Origin of the sequence: Paenibacillus sp. NAIST15-1 (genome assembly GCF_001894745.1) — a bacterium.
Taxonomy (GTDB): Bacteria; Bacillota; Bacilli; order Paenibacillales; family Paenibacillaceae; genus Paenibacillus_B; species Paenibacillus_B suaedae.
Genome location: NZ_BBYF01000011.1, coordinates 117,161 through 132,427, shown reverse-complemented (window position 1 = coordinate 132,427; position 15,267 = coordinate 117,161). Strand labels below are relative to the sequence as shown.

At 40.6% G+C, this 15,267-nt stretch carries 17 protein-coding genes; 14 read left to right on the top strand and 3 right to left on the bottom strand.

The window, feature by feature from the left end:
- Window position 1 precedes the first annotated feature (1 nt).
- The 11 genes from PBN151_RS21040 (at window position 2) to PBN151_RS20985 (ending at window position 10,154) form a co-directional block, all read left to right on the top strand.
- Entirely contained in the window at window positions 2-808 is an 807-nt protein-coding gene (locus tag PBN151_RS21040; RefSeq protein WP_021256097.1) for a response regulator, read from the top strand.
- A gap of 39 nt (window positions 809-847) precedes the next feature.
- Window positions 848-2,221, top strand: a complete 1,374-nt coding sequence (locus PBN151_RS21035) for a nucleotide sugar dehydrogenase (RefSeq protein WP_370510442.1) — start codon at window positions 848-850, stop codon at window positions 2,219-2,221.
- Window positions 2,222-2,297: 76 nt separating this feature from the next.
- Window positions 2,298-3,149, top strand: coding sequence for an SGNH/GDSL hydrolase family protein (locus PBN151_RS21030; protein WP_227774911.1), 852 nt, complete (start codon window positions 2,298-2,300; stop codon window positions 3,147-3,149).
- An 833-nt stretch (window positions 3,150-3,982) separates the two neighbouring features.
- Window positions 3,983-4,456 (top strand): hypothetical protein, encoded by a 474-nt coding sequence (locus PBN151_RS21025; protein ID WP_072730570.1) that lies wholly within the window; start codon window positions 3,983-3,985, stop codon window positions 4,454-4,456.
- A 26-nt stretch (window positions 4,457-4,482) separates the two neighbouring features.
- On the top strand, window positions 4,483-4,908 hold the full coding sequence (locus tag PBN151_RS21020; protein WP_072730569.1) for a TlpA family protein disulfide reductase: 426 nt from the start codon (window positions 4,483-4,485) through the stop codon (window positions 4,906-4,908).
- 1 nt (window position 4,909) lies between these two features.
- A complete protein-coding gene (locus PBN151_RS32560) occupies window positions 4,910-5,422 on the top strand; it encodes a MauE/DoxX family redox-associated membrane protein (RefSeq protein ID WP_072730568.1) in 513 nt (170 codons plus the stop codon).
- Window positions 5,406-5,801, top strand: coding sequence for a hypothetical protein (locus tag PBN151_RS21010; RefSeq protein WP_072730567.1), 396 nt, complete (start codon window positions 5,406-5,408; stop codon window positions 5,799-5,801). Before PBN151_RS32560 ends, PBN151_RS21010 begins: the two co-directional genes overlap by 17 nt.
- Window positions 5,798-6,211 carry a hypothetical protein gene (locus tag PBN151_RS21005; protein ID WP_072730566.1) on the top strand — a complete coding sequence of 138 codons (414 nt, stop codon included), beginning with the start codon at window positions 5,798-5,800 and terminating at the stop codon, window positions 6,209-6,211. Before PBN151_RS21010 ends, PBN151_RS21005 begins: the two co-directional genes overlap by 4 nt.
- Window positions 6,211-8,013, top strand: coding sequence for an ABC transporter ATP-binding protein (locus PBN151_RS21000; RefSeq protein ID WP_072730565.1), 1,803 nt, complete (start codon window positions 6,211-6,213; stop codon window positions 8,011-8,013). Before PBN151_RS21005 ends, PBN151_RS21000 begins: the two co-directional genes overlap by 1 nt.
- A gap of 356 nt (window positions 8,014-8,369) precedes the next feature.
- Window positions 8,370-9,701: an ABC transporter substrate-binding protein gene (locus PBN151_RS20990; RefSeq protein ID WP_083545255.1), complete on the top strand. Its 1,332-nt coding sequence runs from the start codon at window positions 8,370-8,372 to the stop codon at window positions 9,699-9,701.
- A 48-nt stretch (window positions 9,702-9,749) separates the two neighbouring features.
- Window positions 9,750-10,154, top strand: a complete 405-nt coding sequence (locus PBN151_RS20985; protein ID WP_175560766.1) for a hypothetical protein — start codon at window positions 9,750-9,752, stop codon at window positions 10,152-10,154.
- Window positions 10,155-10,350: 196 nt separating this feature from the next.
- On the opposite strand, the gene PBN151_RS20980 is transcribed toward PBN151_RS20985, so the two are convergent.
- Complete coding sequence (locus tag PBN151_RS20980; RefSeq protein WP_083545254.1) at window positions 10,351-11,418, bottom strand: hypothetical protein; 1,068 nt, start codon at window positions 11,416-11,418, stop codon at window positions 10,351-10,353.
- Between the two features lie 36 nt (window positions 11,419-11,454).
- Window positions 11,455-12,441 carry a hypothetical protein gene (locus PBN151_RS20975; RefSeq protein ID WP_072730562.1) on the bottom strand — a complete coding sequence of 329 codons (987 nt, stop codon included), beginning with the start codon at window positions 12,439-12,441 and terminating at the stop codon, window positions 11,455-11,457.
- A 578-nt stretch (window positions 12,442-13,019) separates the two neighbouring features.
- Between PBN151_RS20975 and PBN151_RS32330 the strand changes: the two genes are divergently transcribed.
- On the top strand, window positions 13,020-13,142 hold the full coding sequence (locus tag PBN151_RS32330) for a hypothetical protein (RefSeq protein ID WP_265332117.1): 123 nt from the start codon (window positions 13,020-13,022) through the stop codon (window positions 13,140-13,142).
- 49 nt (window positions 13,143-13,191) lie between these two features.
- Window positions 13,192-13,389, top strand: a complete 198-nt coding sequence (locus PBN151_RS20970; RefSeq protein WP_072730561.1) for a hypothetical protein — start codon at window positions 13,192-13,194, stop codon at window positions 13,387-13,389.
- 75 nt (window positions 13,390-13,464) lie between these two features.
- On the opposite strand, the gene PBN151_RS20965 is transcribed toward PBN151_RS20970, so the two are convergent.
- Window positions 13,465-14,538 carry a hypothetical protein gene (locus tag PBN151_RS20965; RefSeq protein ID WP_072730560.1) on the bottom strand — a complete coding sequence of 358 codons (1,074 nt, stop codon included), beginning with the start codon at window positions 14,536-14,538 and terminating at the stop codon, window positions 13,465-13,467.
- 271 nt (window positions 14,539-14,809) lie between these two features.
- Here PBN151_RS20965 and PBN151_RS20955 point away from each other — a divergent pair, with 271 nt between their 5' ends.
- Window positions 14,810-15,133 carry a hypothetical protein gene (locus PBN151_RS20955; RefSeq protein WP_021256091.1) on the top strand — a complete coding sequence of 108 codons (324 nt, stop codon included), beginning with the start codon at window positions 14,810-14,812 and terminating at the stop codon, window positions 15,131-15,133.
- Window positions 15,134-15,267: the final 134 nt, after the last annotated feature.

Below are 15,267 nucleotides of genomic sequence, written 5' to 3'. Positions count from 1 at the left end.
CATGCTTCAAGTAATGGAACGAAATGCAGAGTTCGAATTTGTACCGACTTTCAAGCAAACGGTGAATCATCTGGTGATGAGTTATCCCGGACATAGCGTAGGCATTATCTTTATCCATGCGAAGCCGCTTGGACGTACGTGGGAGGCTGAGCTCAGGTCAACGTTGGATAGAGAGCAAATTCCATTTGAGCTGATGAATGCCACAGATCAGAATGTAATTGCCGTTATGCTGCCGCGCGTTACTCTGGATCAGACGCACTATTACGCACTCATGCTGAAGAGCGTGGTAGAAGAGCGGTTGGCAGGGACGCCAATCGTATGTGCGGTTGCCGCAGTGGCAGATTCACAGGAGGCAGAGGATATTATTCTCGGTCGTTGGAACGACTGGCCGGCTGCAGATTCCTCCCATATTCGGGTTCTCCATGATCACCTTCAGCTCGAAGGAGCGAAGCGCATCCTAGTCGTGGATCACGATGCTAGCGTAAGAGAGTTCCTGAACATTTGGCTAACTTCGCAGGGGTATGAGGTGCACGAGGCTGAAGATGCCTTGACAGCGCTCGATGTTATTCATGCAGGTCAATTCGATTTAATCTTAACGGAGCTGAATTTATATGGGATTAATGGTCTGCCGTTCATTTCGCAAATTCAGAAGATGAATTTGGAGAAGCAGCCGAAAATCGTGATTCTGTCCGAGCAACGGGTAGGAAAGACGATTGATTACTGCTTCGAGCAGGGCGTTAGCGACTATATTACGAAGCCATTCTCGCCGGTAGAACTTGATGAACGGCTTAGCCGCTGTTTGTCATAACTATACACAATTATCTAGTGGATGGAAGGGTGAACAACTGTGAACATGTATGCTGCCAATTTAGAACATGCAATCGAACACAAAACTTCTGTAATCGGAGTCATCGGGTTAGGTTATGTCGGTCTGCCGCTTGCCATTGAGATGTGCAAGCAGGGCTTTCAGGTCGTCGGAATTGATGTTGATTCACGCAAGATCGAGAGTATCCATAACGGACATTCCTATATTAAGGATATCAGCGATGAGACGTTGACGCAGTGCATGAACACAGGCCGGTTGTTCGTGACGACTGACTTCAGTCATATTCAATTGCTTAATGCGGTCAGCATTTGCGTGCCGACTCCACTTAGCGAGAATCAAGATCCAGATACATCCTACATTACGCGTGTTGTGGAACAAATTAAAAAATATATGCGGAAGGGCCTATTGATTACGCTCGAGAGTACAACGTATCCAGGCACGACAGAAGAGCTGATTCAACATGAAATTGAAGCCTCCTTGGGTTACCGAGCAGGAGAGGACTTCTTCCTCTGCTTCTCACCGGAGCGCGTGGATCCGTCCAATCCGAAGTTCAATACATTCAACACACCGAAGGTCATTGGCGGGACGACACCAATCTGCCTCAAGCTGGGAGCAGCGCTATATGACAATATCGTAGAGAGCGTCGTTCCCGTCACTTCGACGAAGGTAGCTGAAATGTCGAAGCTGTTGGAGAACACGTTCCGCAGTGTCAACATCGCCTTCATTAATGAGATGGCGATGATGTGCGACCGGATGTGCATCGATATCTGGGAGGTCATCGATGCTGCAGCGACGAAGCCGTTCGGATTCATGCCTTTCTATCCGGGACCAGGTATCGGCGGCCACTGCATTCCGCTTGACCCCATGTACCTGTCTTGGAAAGCGAAGGGGTATCGTTTCTATAGCAAGTTTATCGATATCGCACAAGCTACCAATGCCAATATGCCATACCATGTCATGGAGAAGACATCACGTATTTTGAATCAAAGCTCTAAGTCGATTAAAAACTCGAAAATATTGATTCTGGGTATGGCGTACAAGCCGAACATCGACGATTTGCGGGAATCCCCGGGTCTTGAAATCTATGAGCTGTTTAAGGCGAGCGGTGCTCAGATCGATTATTATGATCCGCATGCGACACACTTCAAGAACAAGGCTGGCAAGACGGTGCATACGATCGATTATGATTTGCCGGCGTTCCAGACATATGACTGCATGGTGCTGATTACGAACCATCAATCGTTCGATTACGAACAGCTCGCGGATTTGAATATCCCGATATTGGATACGCGCAATGCATTCAAGGGCATTCATCGCCCCAACATTCACAAGCTCGGTTATACCGAACAAGAAAGCATACGAGATGCAGAAGTAGAAGAGGCGGTTCTTGTCTAAATCGGGCACGAATCCTATGCGTCCTCGGAATACTTGGATAGGAAGACTTCCGCGATTCGCCCGGGGTTCACGGGGGGTGTTAGTTACGCTGTTGCTGTGCTGCTGTGTCGCAGTCCTATTCTCGCTTCGATCTGCGGATACAGATCGAACGAAGGCGACATGGTTGTGGGATACGGAATGGATTCGCGATTCGGGGGAGGATATCGTCTCATTCTGCCGCACGAATGGTGTGAATCTCATCTATTTGCAGATAAGTTCCAGAGTAGAGCAGACCACCTACCGTGAATTTATTCGGAAGGCGCACGAAGCCGGGATTTACGTTCATGCCTTGAACGGTGCGCCGGAATGGGCGAAGGAACGGCACGAGGAGGAAGGAAAGTCATTCATCCGGTGGGTGAGTGATTACAATCGGCAGGCCGCAGAAGGCGAGCGATTTGCCGGTGTTCATCTGGATGTAGAGCCTTATTTATTGCCGGAATGGAAGCAGGATGAATCGAGTCTCGTCCACAGCTGGATCGACAACATGAAGATCTGGCTGGAGGAAGGGCGGGAGGCAGGCCTGTATATGGCTGCGGATGTTCCCTTCTGGCTGCCGCGTCTGGATATGCCGACTGGGAACGGCAAGGTGAGCAGCTGGATGCTGGAGCGATTCGACTCCTTGACGATTATGGCATATCGGGACAACTCGGATTCGATCTATGAATCGTCCAAGAAGCTGCTCTCGCAGGCGGACGAGCTTGGCAAGCCGATTGTCATTGGTCTTGAACTGGGCAAGACCAATGAAGGAGGCTACTTGTCCTTCCACGGCAAGTCGCTTGATTATTTCGAGGAGCAACTGCGTGATGTGAAGGAGCTCGGTGCAAGCCATTCCTCCTTCGCAGGAGCAGCGGTTCATCACTTGCGCGTGTGGTATGACCGCATGAATTAAAGGGTCGAGTTCGGGTTCGCATTGCTTCCCGAACTCGGCCCTTTTGTTTTAACGCTGGGGCACATTTTACTCAGGTTGAATCATACTTTCAATCTAGAGAATGGGGCTGAATGTTATGTCATAAGGTAAAATCAAGAGGAGCGAGTGATTAGGAGACAATACTCTTTTTAATTATTATTATACTGATTAATGGAACCACCGCTGGAGATGAAGCCTCTCAAGAAGGCAAAGCATTATTGCTTTCCAAGGTAGACGAACTAATGGAACTGTATAAGTTGAAGTGGTCTGCTATCCTTCAATCATTGAAATCCCCGCTGATACATTAAATTTATAGCATAATATCGATTTGGCTGCTTAAATATCCTAAGTGTACTAAGAGTGTATCTTCGTATCCTCCAATTATGAACAAGCAAGGGCTGTCCTAAAGAAGTCCGCCGATGATGTTATTTTCTCTTTTGCAAGCACAGCATAACGAAACAAATGAAAGTAATCGGGAATACATGGATCAAGTGGACAACAATGAAACGAAAAGGTTGAGTCTGAGGGGGGGATGTAACCTTAACTCAACCTTTTTTCCAATCTAACAGTTAACTCATAGGTAGTAAAAACTACGTATGAGACAGTCTCCTATGTGCGAAATATGTAGAAGAGGTTCAGTGAGAACTAGTAAATCGGATATGTTTCCAATAAACTACAATAAAATACATAGACATGCATAAAAACCGATGATATACTTTTGATATTCCAAAAACAGGGTTATAAATTGTTTTAATTTGTATTTAGGATCAATGTCAAATGTATAAAAAATTTGGGTGAGCAGAGGGGGAGATGATTTGGAAAACGTTGAAAGCAAAGGGGATTATCGAAAATTCTTAAAAGAACCGACGTCTTTTCGTTTAGATCTTGGTGACTATATCCCTAACATACAGATTGAGAACGTAAATCGAGTATTTTTGTACGATCTTATTAAATCGAATTACTTAATTGCTGTATTTTTATCAACAACCTGTTCTTCATGTGAACAAGCGTTGGAGGGAATGCAAACGTTTTGTGCTAAAAATCCTGAAATAAATATCGCTGCTTTTATTCACACTGAACCTACTCTATTTGAGATGTTAAAAAAATATGTGAATAACTTGTTTCCATTGTTCTATATGGACAAGGAGGTAATGAAATTTGAACTCCAAGTGAAAAGCTTTCCGTTAGGATTAACAATAAACGGGAAAGGTCAAGTTTTAGAATCAGGACCAGTTGGAGCAGAATTTTCTTTTGAAAGATTAAAAACCCCTTTAAGAAAGTTGTTATAAAAAAATGATCAGAGGGAGCAAAGCAGATGGTTAAATTGAGTGATATTTTCAATAAAGCCAAAAAATATCATGAGGCGTCAGAGGCCCGAAATGTAACTGAGATTCCTAACATTACGAAGTTGTTTAAAATATCTGATATAAGCAAACCTTGTGTTTATTGTGTTATTTCATTAAGCTGCGCACATTGTATTGAATTATTACCCCAGTTATCTATTTTTAATGGCAATATTCATTTTAGTTTGATTACGGATGGTGATGAATTAGAGAATAATGAGATAATAAGAGAACTTAAGTTTGACTTTCCTGTGTTTTCTTATAAAGAGCCACTTGAAAAAGCAAATATTTATGAAACACCTACCAGCATTTTAGTTGATGTGAAGGGTAATATTATTGAAAAAATGTTTACACCGAATGTTTCGGAAATACAAGCATTAATTTATAAGGAATTGTAAAATGATTCATAATTGCATAGATTTTTTGCTAGGGTTTGTGTTCGCCTTGTCAGCATATTCCAAACTCACTAATACATATGATTTTGAACGAGAAATCGAGAAACTTCAATTCATCCCACCCTTACTAAAAAAAACAAGTATTTACGTGTTGATAGGTATAGAACTCGTATTTTCGGTTTGTCACCTCAGCGACTTTTTTACTCCATGGAGACAGTTGTTAACCATTATTTTGCTTGTGTTTTTTATTGCCATAGTAATATATCAAAAGAACATTAATGGTTCTACTGAATGTTCTTGCTTTGGAAAAAACAACCTGCTAAATAAAATGCCGATTGTAAGGAATATAATATTAATTTCAATTTGTGCGATAAGTATTTTTATGGAAGGATATTCCGGTGTTTTCACTAGTACTTTTAATTATCTGATTACTCTATTATTGTTGACCAGTATTAACTTATATCAGGGTGTAAAGATATATAAAACTATGAGGGACATTAATGGAAAATTACAATGAAGTGGCAGTGGTGCTTGCATCTTTATTGCTATGTCTTATGGCAATCCGTGTAATACTCTTGTTTAAGATAAAATTTGAAGAAAAGAAATTTATTCAAAAAATACAAGAAAAAAAACGATTTTCTAAGATATTGTTGATTAGCTATAAATCAGCATATTTCAAAAACATTGATAGACATTTACTTGATCCTGACAATGATTTAATAATAGTATTTATATCAAATTCTTGGTTTTTTAATGCAAAAAAAAAGGTTTGGAGATACAAAAAAATGGTATATCTTGATTTAGCATCATTGAAAGAACAGGATTTCACGAGAATATTTATAAGTACCCCATCCGGAAAAATACACTCCAAAGGAGAGGTCATGAAATATCTATGAAATATAAAGAAATAAAGATGAATACCATAGCAAATATCTTAGTTGCCGAGAAAATTATCTATGATCATAAAACAAAAAGGCATTCACTTAACAGTGTAGTAAATTCAATACAAGTAAACATGTTTCCAAGCGCCATTATTACGGATGTCCACTTGAAATTTTTCCTTCCGAGTCCTGAATTTAATAGTTTATATAAATTAGTTATATACGCTCCAGATCATGTTGTGGTATTCAGTAGCTTAATAATCGAAGTTAAAAACTTTCGATTGAATTGTATGATGCCAGGAATGGATGCAGCGGTAAATGTGAAGTTTGCCGTAACTGAAGAAGGTACTTATCGATATTGCTTGTTAGATGAGAATAATAATATTATTTCTGAATATCCTTTATATGTTTCTTTATCAGAATAATGAATATACTAAACTATTTTCGAAACTACTGGTATATTTTCGAAATTGCTTGTAAAGGACAAAAATATAAAATAATAGGTATTATTCTGATAACTCTAGCAGAATCTTTGATACCAGTCTCTCAAGTGTATTTATTAAAGAAGCTAACGGATAGCATTGCAGAAGTATTGAATCAGGGCAACCAAGTGTATGATTCATTAATTTATATAGTAGGGCAACTTTTATTATTTATCTTAGGACAAATATTTAATAATAAAAAAACACTCCTTAGATCAAGATTGACACAATATGCGAACTATTATGTTGATAAGAAAATTGCAGATAAACTTGTACTTTTACCATTAATCTTTTTTGAGACGCAAGAAAATCATAATTTGATACAAAGAATTAATAGTGGTATTGGTAATCGGATTGTTATCTGTTTCATCTCTATTATGGACATTGTTAAAAATATTATTATATTGTGTGGATATACGTATTTATTATTTCAACTTCATTGGCTCCTAGCATTTCTGCTAATAATTCTTTTAGCCCCTTCACTTCATACAATTGCAATTACATCGCGCAAACAATATTCACAAGAACATTCACAACTACAAATATTAAGAAGGAGTCAATATCTTTTTAGTTTATTTACCAACAAAACAGTTCATAAAGAGTTCAAGTTATTTGGTCACTCCAAGTATATATTAAAGCTCTGGGAAAAGATGATGTGGAAGACTTCGGATGAACAATATGGGCTTGAGAAATATAGGATGAAGAAAGAGTTCAATATTGTTATCTTACATCAAGTGGTGAATGCACTGTTCATTCTGGGAATTATATTGATCGGTAGAAATAATAATATAACTATAGGGGATTTTGTTGCCTATTCTCAATTACTTTCAATGAGTACTGCTACTATAAAAATGTTATCTGGAGGAATTGGTACATTAATAAATCAAGGATTATATATAGTAGATATGAATAAGTTTATCACTATTCCAGAAAAAACAACAAACAAAATGTCGGTATTAGAAGATGTGGATCGTACGCATATAATTTCAGTTGAGAATATTTCATTTAAATATCCTAATAGTGATTCATTTATTTTAAAAAACATTTCTTTTTCAATTTCTCAAGGGGAAACCGTAGCCATTGTAGGGGAGAATGGATCAGGTAAAAGTACATTAATAAAGTGCTTGTTAGGTTTGTATTCTGCACAAGAAGGCAGAATTTTAATAGATGGGGCAGACATCGAAGATATCCCACAAAAAGAATTGTATAGAAAAATGACAGCTTTATTTCAAGACTTTGTGAAATATGAGCTTAAAATAGAAGAAAATATCACATTAAGTGAGACAGAAAATATTAATCAACTACAGTTTAATAAAGCAATTAATGAAGCTGAAGTCATTCAGTTTTTAGAAATGCTATCCGAAAAGGAAAAAACCAATCTGGGATATACCCTCGATAATGGAAGAGAGCTATCAGGTGGGCAGTGGCAAAGAATTGCGTTGGGAAGAGCGTTATATAAAGAGGCAGAGATAATTTTCCTTGACGAGCCTACAGCCTCCTTAGATCCAATAAGTGAAGTGAAATTAATCAATCGTTTTATCGATATTTGTAAAGGCAAAACAGCAATAATAATATCTCATCGATTAGCAAGTTGCCTTTCTGCAGATAAAATAATTGTTCTCGATGAAGGCAGAATTATAGAAGTAGGGAACCATGAAGAACTACTACTTTTACGTGGACAGTACTATAAAATGTTCCAATCACAAGCGAATAGCTATCAATACCAAGTTGGGTGTTCTTCATGAAAGGAGGTGATATAATTGAGCAGCCCTTATGGTTCCTGCGGTTCTGTGGATGAGTGCACGTCGAATCCTTGCGGAGATAAAAAACAAATTAAGTACAGACATCATTATAAATGTTCTCCGCTTGAATCAACTGTTACATGCGTTACTTTTGGTTACCCATGCGATGGAAAATGTTCTCATTGTAGTGATTTTATGGAGTCTGAATATTTATCTTGTTGCTAAACTAAAAAGGTCACGTAAGTGGCCTTTTTCCTGTTAAATATTATAGCGAACTCAAGAATACAGATGTTGGCTCCATTAAAGGGGAGCAGTCGTCTGTGTTTCCCATAGGTAATTGAATAAAAAGGAGGGTGACGATGAAGAAAATTTATATAGTGATACTATCGTTCTTACTATTAATAGTCGGATGTACTAACTCTAAAGAACAAAATGAGCAAGAAGTAACACTTAAAGTGTTAGCGTTTAATAGAGATGTTTTTAATCAGAAATACGGTAACTTTTTTCTCGCTACACACCCTGCATACAAGCTAGAAGTTATTTCTCTATATGAGCTATTGTCGCATGATCAGAATTATTATCAATCTTTGGAGAGGGCAATTCAGAAGGAACAACCAGATATTATTGTGATTTCTATGGATCATTACTTCAATTTAAGCGAGAATCAGAAGTTACAACCATTAAATAGTTGGATAAAGAGAGATGGTTTTAATCTAGCAACGATAGCGCCTGCTATCGTCAATTCACTCACAAATGAGCAGGGCGATATATACGGACTGACTCCAACATTTAATGCTTCTGCACTTTATATTAATAACACCTTCTTCAATGAAAAGGGAATACCTATTCCAAACGACCTACTCACGTGGGATCAAATTTTCCAACTTGCGCAACAATTCCAACATCAGGATAAAGAGAACAAGCAATATGGGCTTTACACGAAATATTCAGAAAATCCTTATATGATGGCACTTCATATTGGAGAGGGAAGTGGATTGTCCTTCTTTCATGCGAGAAATAAGCAGTTCGCGCTGAACGCGAAGGGCTGGGGGGATGTTTTCGAGAACGTGTTAAACTGTGTGAGAACTGAAGTCTGCTTTGATTTAAAATCTTCGGAAATAAAAACAACTGCGAAAAAAGAAGAGGCAATGAAAACCTCTTATCAAAAAAATCATCCTTTTCTGATAGGAAACATTGCGATGGCGGTAGATGACTCAACACTGTACAGCGCCCTTACAGGAAACAACAGTCTGTTCAAGGATTTGGATTGGACAGTATTGCCGTATCCTACAAGTGCTGACTTCCCGACGACGGGGAATGGAATCAACATGGAAGAAATCTTTGCAATTCCAGTAGGAGCGCAGCATCCAGAAGAGGCATGGGAGCTTGCTAAATACATTAATGGCGAGGACTATGGACGGATTTTTACTCAAATTAACCCAGGTGAGCTGCCAGCAAGAAAGCCTGCGAGCAATGAGGATAGTAGGTTGGAAGTGTTTTATAAATTGGACAAGATTAACAACAATATGATCAATACATTAAGAGGATTTCCAGATCCGGTTCTAGCCAAGATGGATCAACTCTCTCAAACCTACATGGCTGATATGCTCGATGAAAAAACTACGGTTCGTGATGCGCTTGACCAGATGCAGCGCGAATTGCAGGCGACCCTTGATAACAGTAACCATTAAAGAAGATCGCAGAATGAAGCGAGCCTCGTCCACAGCTGGGTTGACAACATGGAGAGCTGGCTGGAGGAAGGGCGGGAGGCAGGCCTATACATGGCTGCGGATGTTCCCTTCTGGCTGCCGCGCCTGAATATGCCGACTGGGAACGGCAAGGTGAGCAGCTGGATGCTGGAGCAATTCGACTCCTTGACAATTATGGCATATCGGGACAACTCGGATTCGATCTATGAATCGTCCAAGAAGCTGCTCTCGCAGGCGGACGAGCTTGGCAAGCCGATTGTCATTGGTCTTGAACTGGGCAAGACCAATGAAGGAGGCTACTTGTCCTTCCACGGCAAGTCGCTGGACTATTTCGAGGATCATCTGCGCGATGTGAAGGAGCTCGGTGCAAGCCATTCCTCCTTCGCAGGAGCAGCGGTTCATCACTTGCGCGTGTGGTATGAACGAGCGAAGTAAAGAGAGCTGCTTCACGGTTCAACAAACGTCGGCCTTCGGGAAGATATCCTCCGGCACAATCAACCCCTTCTCTTGCGAGAAGCTCCATGAGGGGGGATAGAACCTTCATACTTATCGAAAACGTAACGAGCCTGTGGATGTGTATCCACAGGCTCGTACCGTCTCGTTACTGTGTAAGGTGGAAAAGCTGTAACCTCTACTTCACTATCGTCTCCCTCGAACCGTGTATCGCGTTTGTTCCACCCACTAGATACACTGCGTTTTTGTCAGCATCCAATGCAGCTCTCAGCTTCGTTGCGACTACCTTTCCATCCTTTTTGTCCGTATAGTCATTGTGGAAGCGGTACTCTTTCAGTCTGTTATCCCACTCCACTTCACATCCGCTAATATCGACACCCAGCACCTTTTGGGCCAGTGGAGCAATCACTTCTTTTGCAACTTTGGCCGTAATCTCTTTGTCGGTCGTTACTTTTTCCTTTAGCCGCGATTTGTGAATGACTTCTATCGCCTTTCCCGACTTTGTGTCTATTTCAACGTAAACACCGTCACCTTGCAATATCCACATCGGTATGGCAAGCACTTTTTCATAGTCAAAATTACCATGTCTGAGTGTTGCCTCCGTCACTTCTTTCAATTCGTGATTGAACGCTGTTTTCACTAATTCTGCTGCTGCTTTTGTCCATTTTGGATCAAGTTCTTTGGCATCAACTTTAATCGAGAACCCATTGAGTTGATCTTTTGCTTTAGACCCGGCACCTGGTTTATAGAGCGAGATATAGAAGTCTTCCTCTTTGAAAAAATAGTTCGTATCTACAAATTTACCCTGTTTGTCGTCATATCGTCGACGCATTTCCACTTCATTACTCAGCACATAGGTTTTGTTTGGATACAACTCTTTTAATCTTTTAAGGACTATATTCCGATCCTCTTTACTGACTTCATCGATCGAGATTTTTGCAAAGCCCCACCCTATTTCACCTGTTTTCGGATTAAAGTCAATTGAATATTTGTCATCCACAGATCGGATTGTTGCACTCCCACCCGAACCGGAGTAGCTCTCGCCAACATCCTGCATCTTGACCTCTTTGCCTGCCAATTCCTTCATTGCTTTTTTCAGCTTGTCGGCCATCTTCTTGTCGATCTGAACCTTCACCTTCTCCGGTTGCTTCTGCTCTTGTGCAGCCGCAGCTTCGACAAGAATCGGTCCTCCCAATGAGGCTAGCATGCCGGATACGACCAATGTTGCGATGATAGCTTTTTTCATAAACAAGATCATCCTCCTATGCATCTGTTTGTGTTTTTAATTCCCTGCGGCCGCTCTGCTCCCGGACTTTATATACACGACGTTTTTCTCGGCATCCAATGCCGCTCTCACCGCCGTAACATCATTTTTTTCGATGAAGCGGTAATCTTTAAATAAGCTGTCCCATTTCACTTCATATCCCGTAATGTCGATATTGAATAATTTCTTTGCGAGCGGGGCGACCGCTTCTTTGGCTTCTTTTTCTGTCATCTCTTTGTTCGTCGTGACCTGATTGCCTTGTTCATTGATCAGGCTGATTGCTTTCCCTTTCTCCATGTAAACCGTCACTTTGTCGTCCTTAAGCACCCACGTATAATGCTCAATCTGCGCCTTCGTCACGTCGAATTGATGATCGAACGCCGTTTTGATCGCTTCCGTTGCCGATTTCAGCAATTTCGGATCAAGTTCTTTTTTGTCAATATCGATTGTCACAACGGACAGGGCATAACCTTCTGAAATATTAGCATTTACTGAAACTTTAAAATCCTTCCCGGAAAACTCATAAAACATATAATCTCCAAATTTGCCCTTGCTATTATCGTAGGATCGTGACTGTGTAACGTCTTTGTTAAATACGTATTTCTTCTTTGAATAGGCGTTCTTTAACTCTTTTAAAGCTTCGTCTTGAAATTTTTTGTCGACTTTGTCGATTGTCGTCTTGTTGGAAACAAACCATATTTTTCCGCTTTTGGGATCAAAGCCAACACCGTAATTTCCATCTGCAGATTGAACCGTGACCAAAGTCTCATTGTTATTGATATGTTCACCGGTATCCTTAAGCTTAACCTCTTTCCCCGCATATTGATTTACCGCTTTTTGCAGCTTGGGAGCCAACTTCTTATCGATGGGAACCTTCTTATTATCGGATTGCTGCTCTTGCTGATTCTCTTGCGCTGCCTCCGCTCCGGCAGGAATTGGGCCGGCCAATGTGGCCAACATACTAGATACGATCAGGGATGCTAAAATTGCTTTTTTGACACTCATTTTACTTCCTCCTATGTATAAATATATGAGCTCCATTTCCATGCTAACATTGAATAAATAAGATTCTACTTAAAAGATTCTGAATATAATTTAAGGAAAAAATCAGAAATGAAGGTGTATAAATATAACAATATCAATCCGCTTATTTGTGACATCATCTCTATTATTTTTTCATAGAAGGGTGTTGAGCTGCGGACTGTTCCGATATTTTTCAGCTTGATCTCTATCCCCGTGATAATACGAATGATCTTGCTAGTTTAAAAAGGAGGATGACGATGAAGAAAATTTATATCGTGATACTATCGTTCTTACTATTAATAGTAGGATGTACCAATAATAAAAAGGAAAATGAGCAAGAAGTAACACTTAAAGTGTTAGTGTAATTATTACCAATCTTTGGAGAAGGCAATTCAGAAGGAGCAGCCAGATATAATTGCGGTTTCTATGGATCATTACATTTATTTAAGTGAGAACCAGAGGTAGCAATCATTGAATAGTTGGATAAAGAGAGATGGAAACAATTCTAACATGAGAACAAGCAATATGGGCTCTACACGAAATATTCAGAAAATCCTTATATGATGGCACTTCACATTGGAGAGGGAAGCGGATTGTCCTTCTATCATGCGAGAAATAAGCAGTTCGCGCTGAACGCGCATGGCTGGGAGCATGTTTTCGAGAACGTATTAACCACAAATTAACCCGGGCGAGCTGCCAGCAAGAAAGCCTGCGAGCAATGAGGATAGTAGGGTGGAAGTGTTTTATAAATTGGACAAGATTAACAACAATATGATCAATACATTAAGAGGACTTCCAGATCCGGTTCTAATCAAGATGGATCAGTTTTCTCAAACCTATATGGCTGATATGCTTGATGAAAAAACTACGGTTCGTGATGCGCCTGACCAGATGCAGCGCGAATTGCAGGCGATCCTTGTAATACCGTAAACGAACGAGCCTGTGGATGTGCATCCACAGGCTCGTACCGTCTCGTTACGGTGTAAGGTAAAAAGGTTGTAGCGTCTACTTCTCCATCGTCTCCATCGAACCGTGTATCGCGTTTGTTCCACCCACCAGATACACTGCGTTTTTGTCAGCATCCAATGCAGCTCTCAGCTTCGTTGCGACAACCTTTCCGTCCTTTTTGTCCGTATAGTCATTGTGGAAGCGGTACTCTTTCAGTCTGTTATCCCACTCCACTTCACATCCGCTAATATCGACACCCAGCACCTTTTGGGCCAGTGGAGCAATCACTTCTTTTGCAACTTTTGCCGTAATCTCCTTGTCGGTCGTTACCTTTTCCTTAAGACGTGATTTGTGAATGACTTCTATCGCCTTTCCCGACTTTGTATCAATTTGAATGTAAACACCGTCTCCTTGCAATACCCACATCGGTATGGCAAGCACTTTTTCATAGTCAAAATTACCATGTCTGAGTGTTGCCTCCGTCACTTCTTTCAATTCGTGATTGAACGCTGTTTTCACTAATTCTGCTGCTGCTTTTGTCCATTTTGGATCAAGTTCTTTGGCATCAACTTTAATCGAGAACCCATTGAGTTGATCTTTTGCTTTAGACCCAGCGCTTGGTTTATATAGCGAGATATAAAAGTCTTCCTCTGTGAAAACATAGTTCGTATCTACAAATTTAGCCTGCTTGTCATCATATCGTCGTTGCATTTTTACTTCATTACTCAGCACATAGGTTTTGTTTGGATACAACTCTTTTAATCTTTGAAGGACTTTATTCTGATCCTCTTTACTGACTTCATCGATCGAGATTTTTGTAAAGCCCCACCATATTCCACCTGTTTTCGGATTAAAGTCAATTGAATATTTGTCATCCACAGATCGGATTGTTGCACTCCCAACCGAACCGGAGTAGCTCTCGCCAACATCCTGCATCTTGACCTCTTTGCCTGCCAATTCCTTCATTGCCTTTTTAAGCTTGTCGGCCATCTTCTTATCGATCTGAACCTTCACCTTCTCCGGTTGCTTCTGCTCTTGTGCAGCTGCGGCTTCGACAGGAACCGGGCCAACTACAGTGGCCAACATACTAGATACGATCAGGGATGCTAAAATTGCTTTTTTGACACTCATTTTACTTCCTCCTATGTATAAATATATGAGCTCCATTTCCATGCTAACATTGAATAAATAAGATTCCACTTAATAGATTCTGAATATAATTTAAGGGGAAAATCAGAAATGAAGGTGTATAAATATAACAATATCAACTCGCTCATTTGTGACATCATCTCTTCCGAGAGCGTGATTGCCTATCATGTTGAGAGTCAGAAGGCGGTTGCCAGTCTCCACCTTGCCGTGATTCAATATAGTTACACTTTTTACAGGCAAAGGAGCGGAGATCATGGGATTTCAGACAGAGTTTAATTCAGTATGCAAATTTAAGACGGAGCAGGAGCTGTATGAGCTGCTGGAATATGGACGGGGCAAAATGACCAAGCAGGGCTTTCGAGTGTTTCCGACAGGGCAGAAGGTGATTGCCTATACACCAGATAATGTGGCCGTAGCTATCGTAAAGATTGTTGCTTCGATCGCGGAAATCAATTTCCAAGGGGATGAAGTAACCGAGGTGGAGATGGAGTTAATACGCAAGCTGAATGAGGATGAATCACGTATTCAGACTGCATTAGCGCATGAAATGTTTTTCGGAGATCCAAATCGCAAATAATTGTTCAGTAGAAGCCCTACATGCCGAGAGGTATGGGGGCTTCTTTGTATTTGGCTGCGTCTTCGCATACAGTGATGGACGTTTGTAGACGGTTCCTATAGGCAGTTAATGTTGAAATAACTGAACAATCCTAC

Bases quoted from the DNA above. Each gene is read 5' to 3' on its own strand.
- PBN151_RS21040 (WP_021256097.1), top strand. From the start codon at position 2: ATGCTTCAAGTAATGGAACGAAATGCAGAGTTCGAATTTGTACCGACT.
- PBN151_RS21020 (WP_072730569.1), top strand. From the start codon at position 4,483: ATGGTTAAATTGAGTGATATTTTCAATAAAGCCAAAAAATATCATGAG.
- PBN151_RS32560 (WP_072730568.1), top strand. From the start codon at position 4,910: ATGATTCATAATTGCATAGATTTTTTGCTAGGGTTTGTGTTCGCCTTG.
- PBN151_RS21010 (WP_072730567.1), top strand. From the start codon at position 5,406: ATGGAAAATTACAATGAAGTGGCAGTGGTGCTTGCATCTTTATTGCTA.
- PBN151_RS21005 (WP_072730566.1), top strand. From the start codon at position 5,798: ATGAAATATAAAGAAATAAAGATGAATACCATAGCAAATATCTTAGTT.
- PBN151_RS21000 (WP_072730565.1), top strand. From the start codon at position 6,211: ATGAATATACTAAACTATTTTCGAAACTACTGGTATATTTTCGAAATT.
- PBN151_RS20990 (WP_083545255.1), top strand. From the start codon at position 8,370: ATGAAGAAAATTTATATAGTGATACTATCGTTCTTACTATTAATAGTC.
- PBN151_RS20985 (WP_175560766.1), top strand. From the start codon at position 9,750: ATGGAGAGCTGGCTGGAGGAAGGGCGGGAGGCAGGCCTATACATGGCT.
- PBN151_RS20980 (WP_083545254.1), bottom strand. From the start codon at position 11,418: ATGAAAAAAGCTATCATCGCAACATTGGTCGTATCCGGCATGCTAGCC.
- PBN151_RS20975 (WP_072730562.1), bottom strand. From the start codon at position 12,441: ATGAGTGTCAAAAAAGCAATTTTAGCATCCCTGATCGTATCTAGTATG.
- PBN151_RS32330 (WP_265332117.1), top strand. From the start codon at position 13,020: ATGATGGCACTTCACATTGGAGAGGGAAGCGGATTGTCCTTCTATCAT.
- PBN151_RS20965 (WP_072730560.1), bottom strand. From the start codon at position 14,538: ATGAGTGTCAAAAAAGCAATTTTAGCATCCCTGATCGTATCTAGTATG.
- PBN151_RS20955 (WP_021256091.1), top strand. From the start codon at position 14,810: ATGGGATTTCAGACAGAGTTTAATTCAGTATGCAAATTTAAGACGGAG.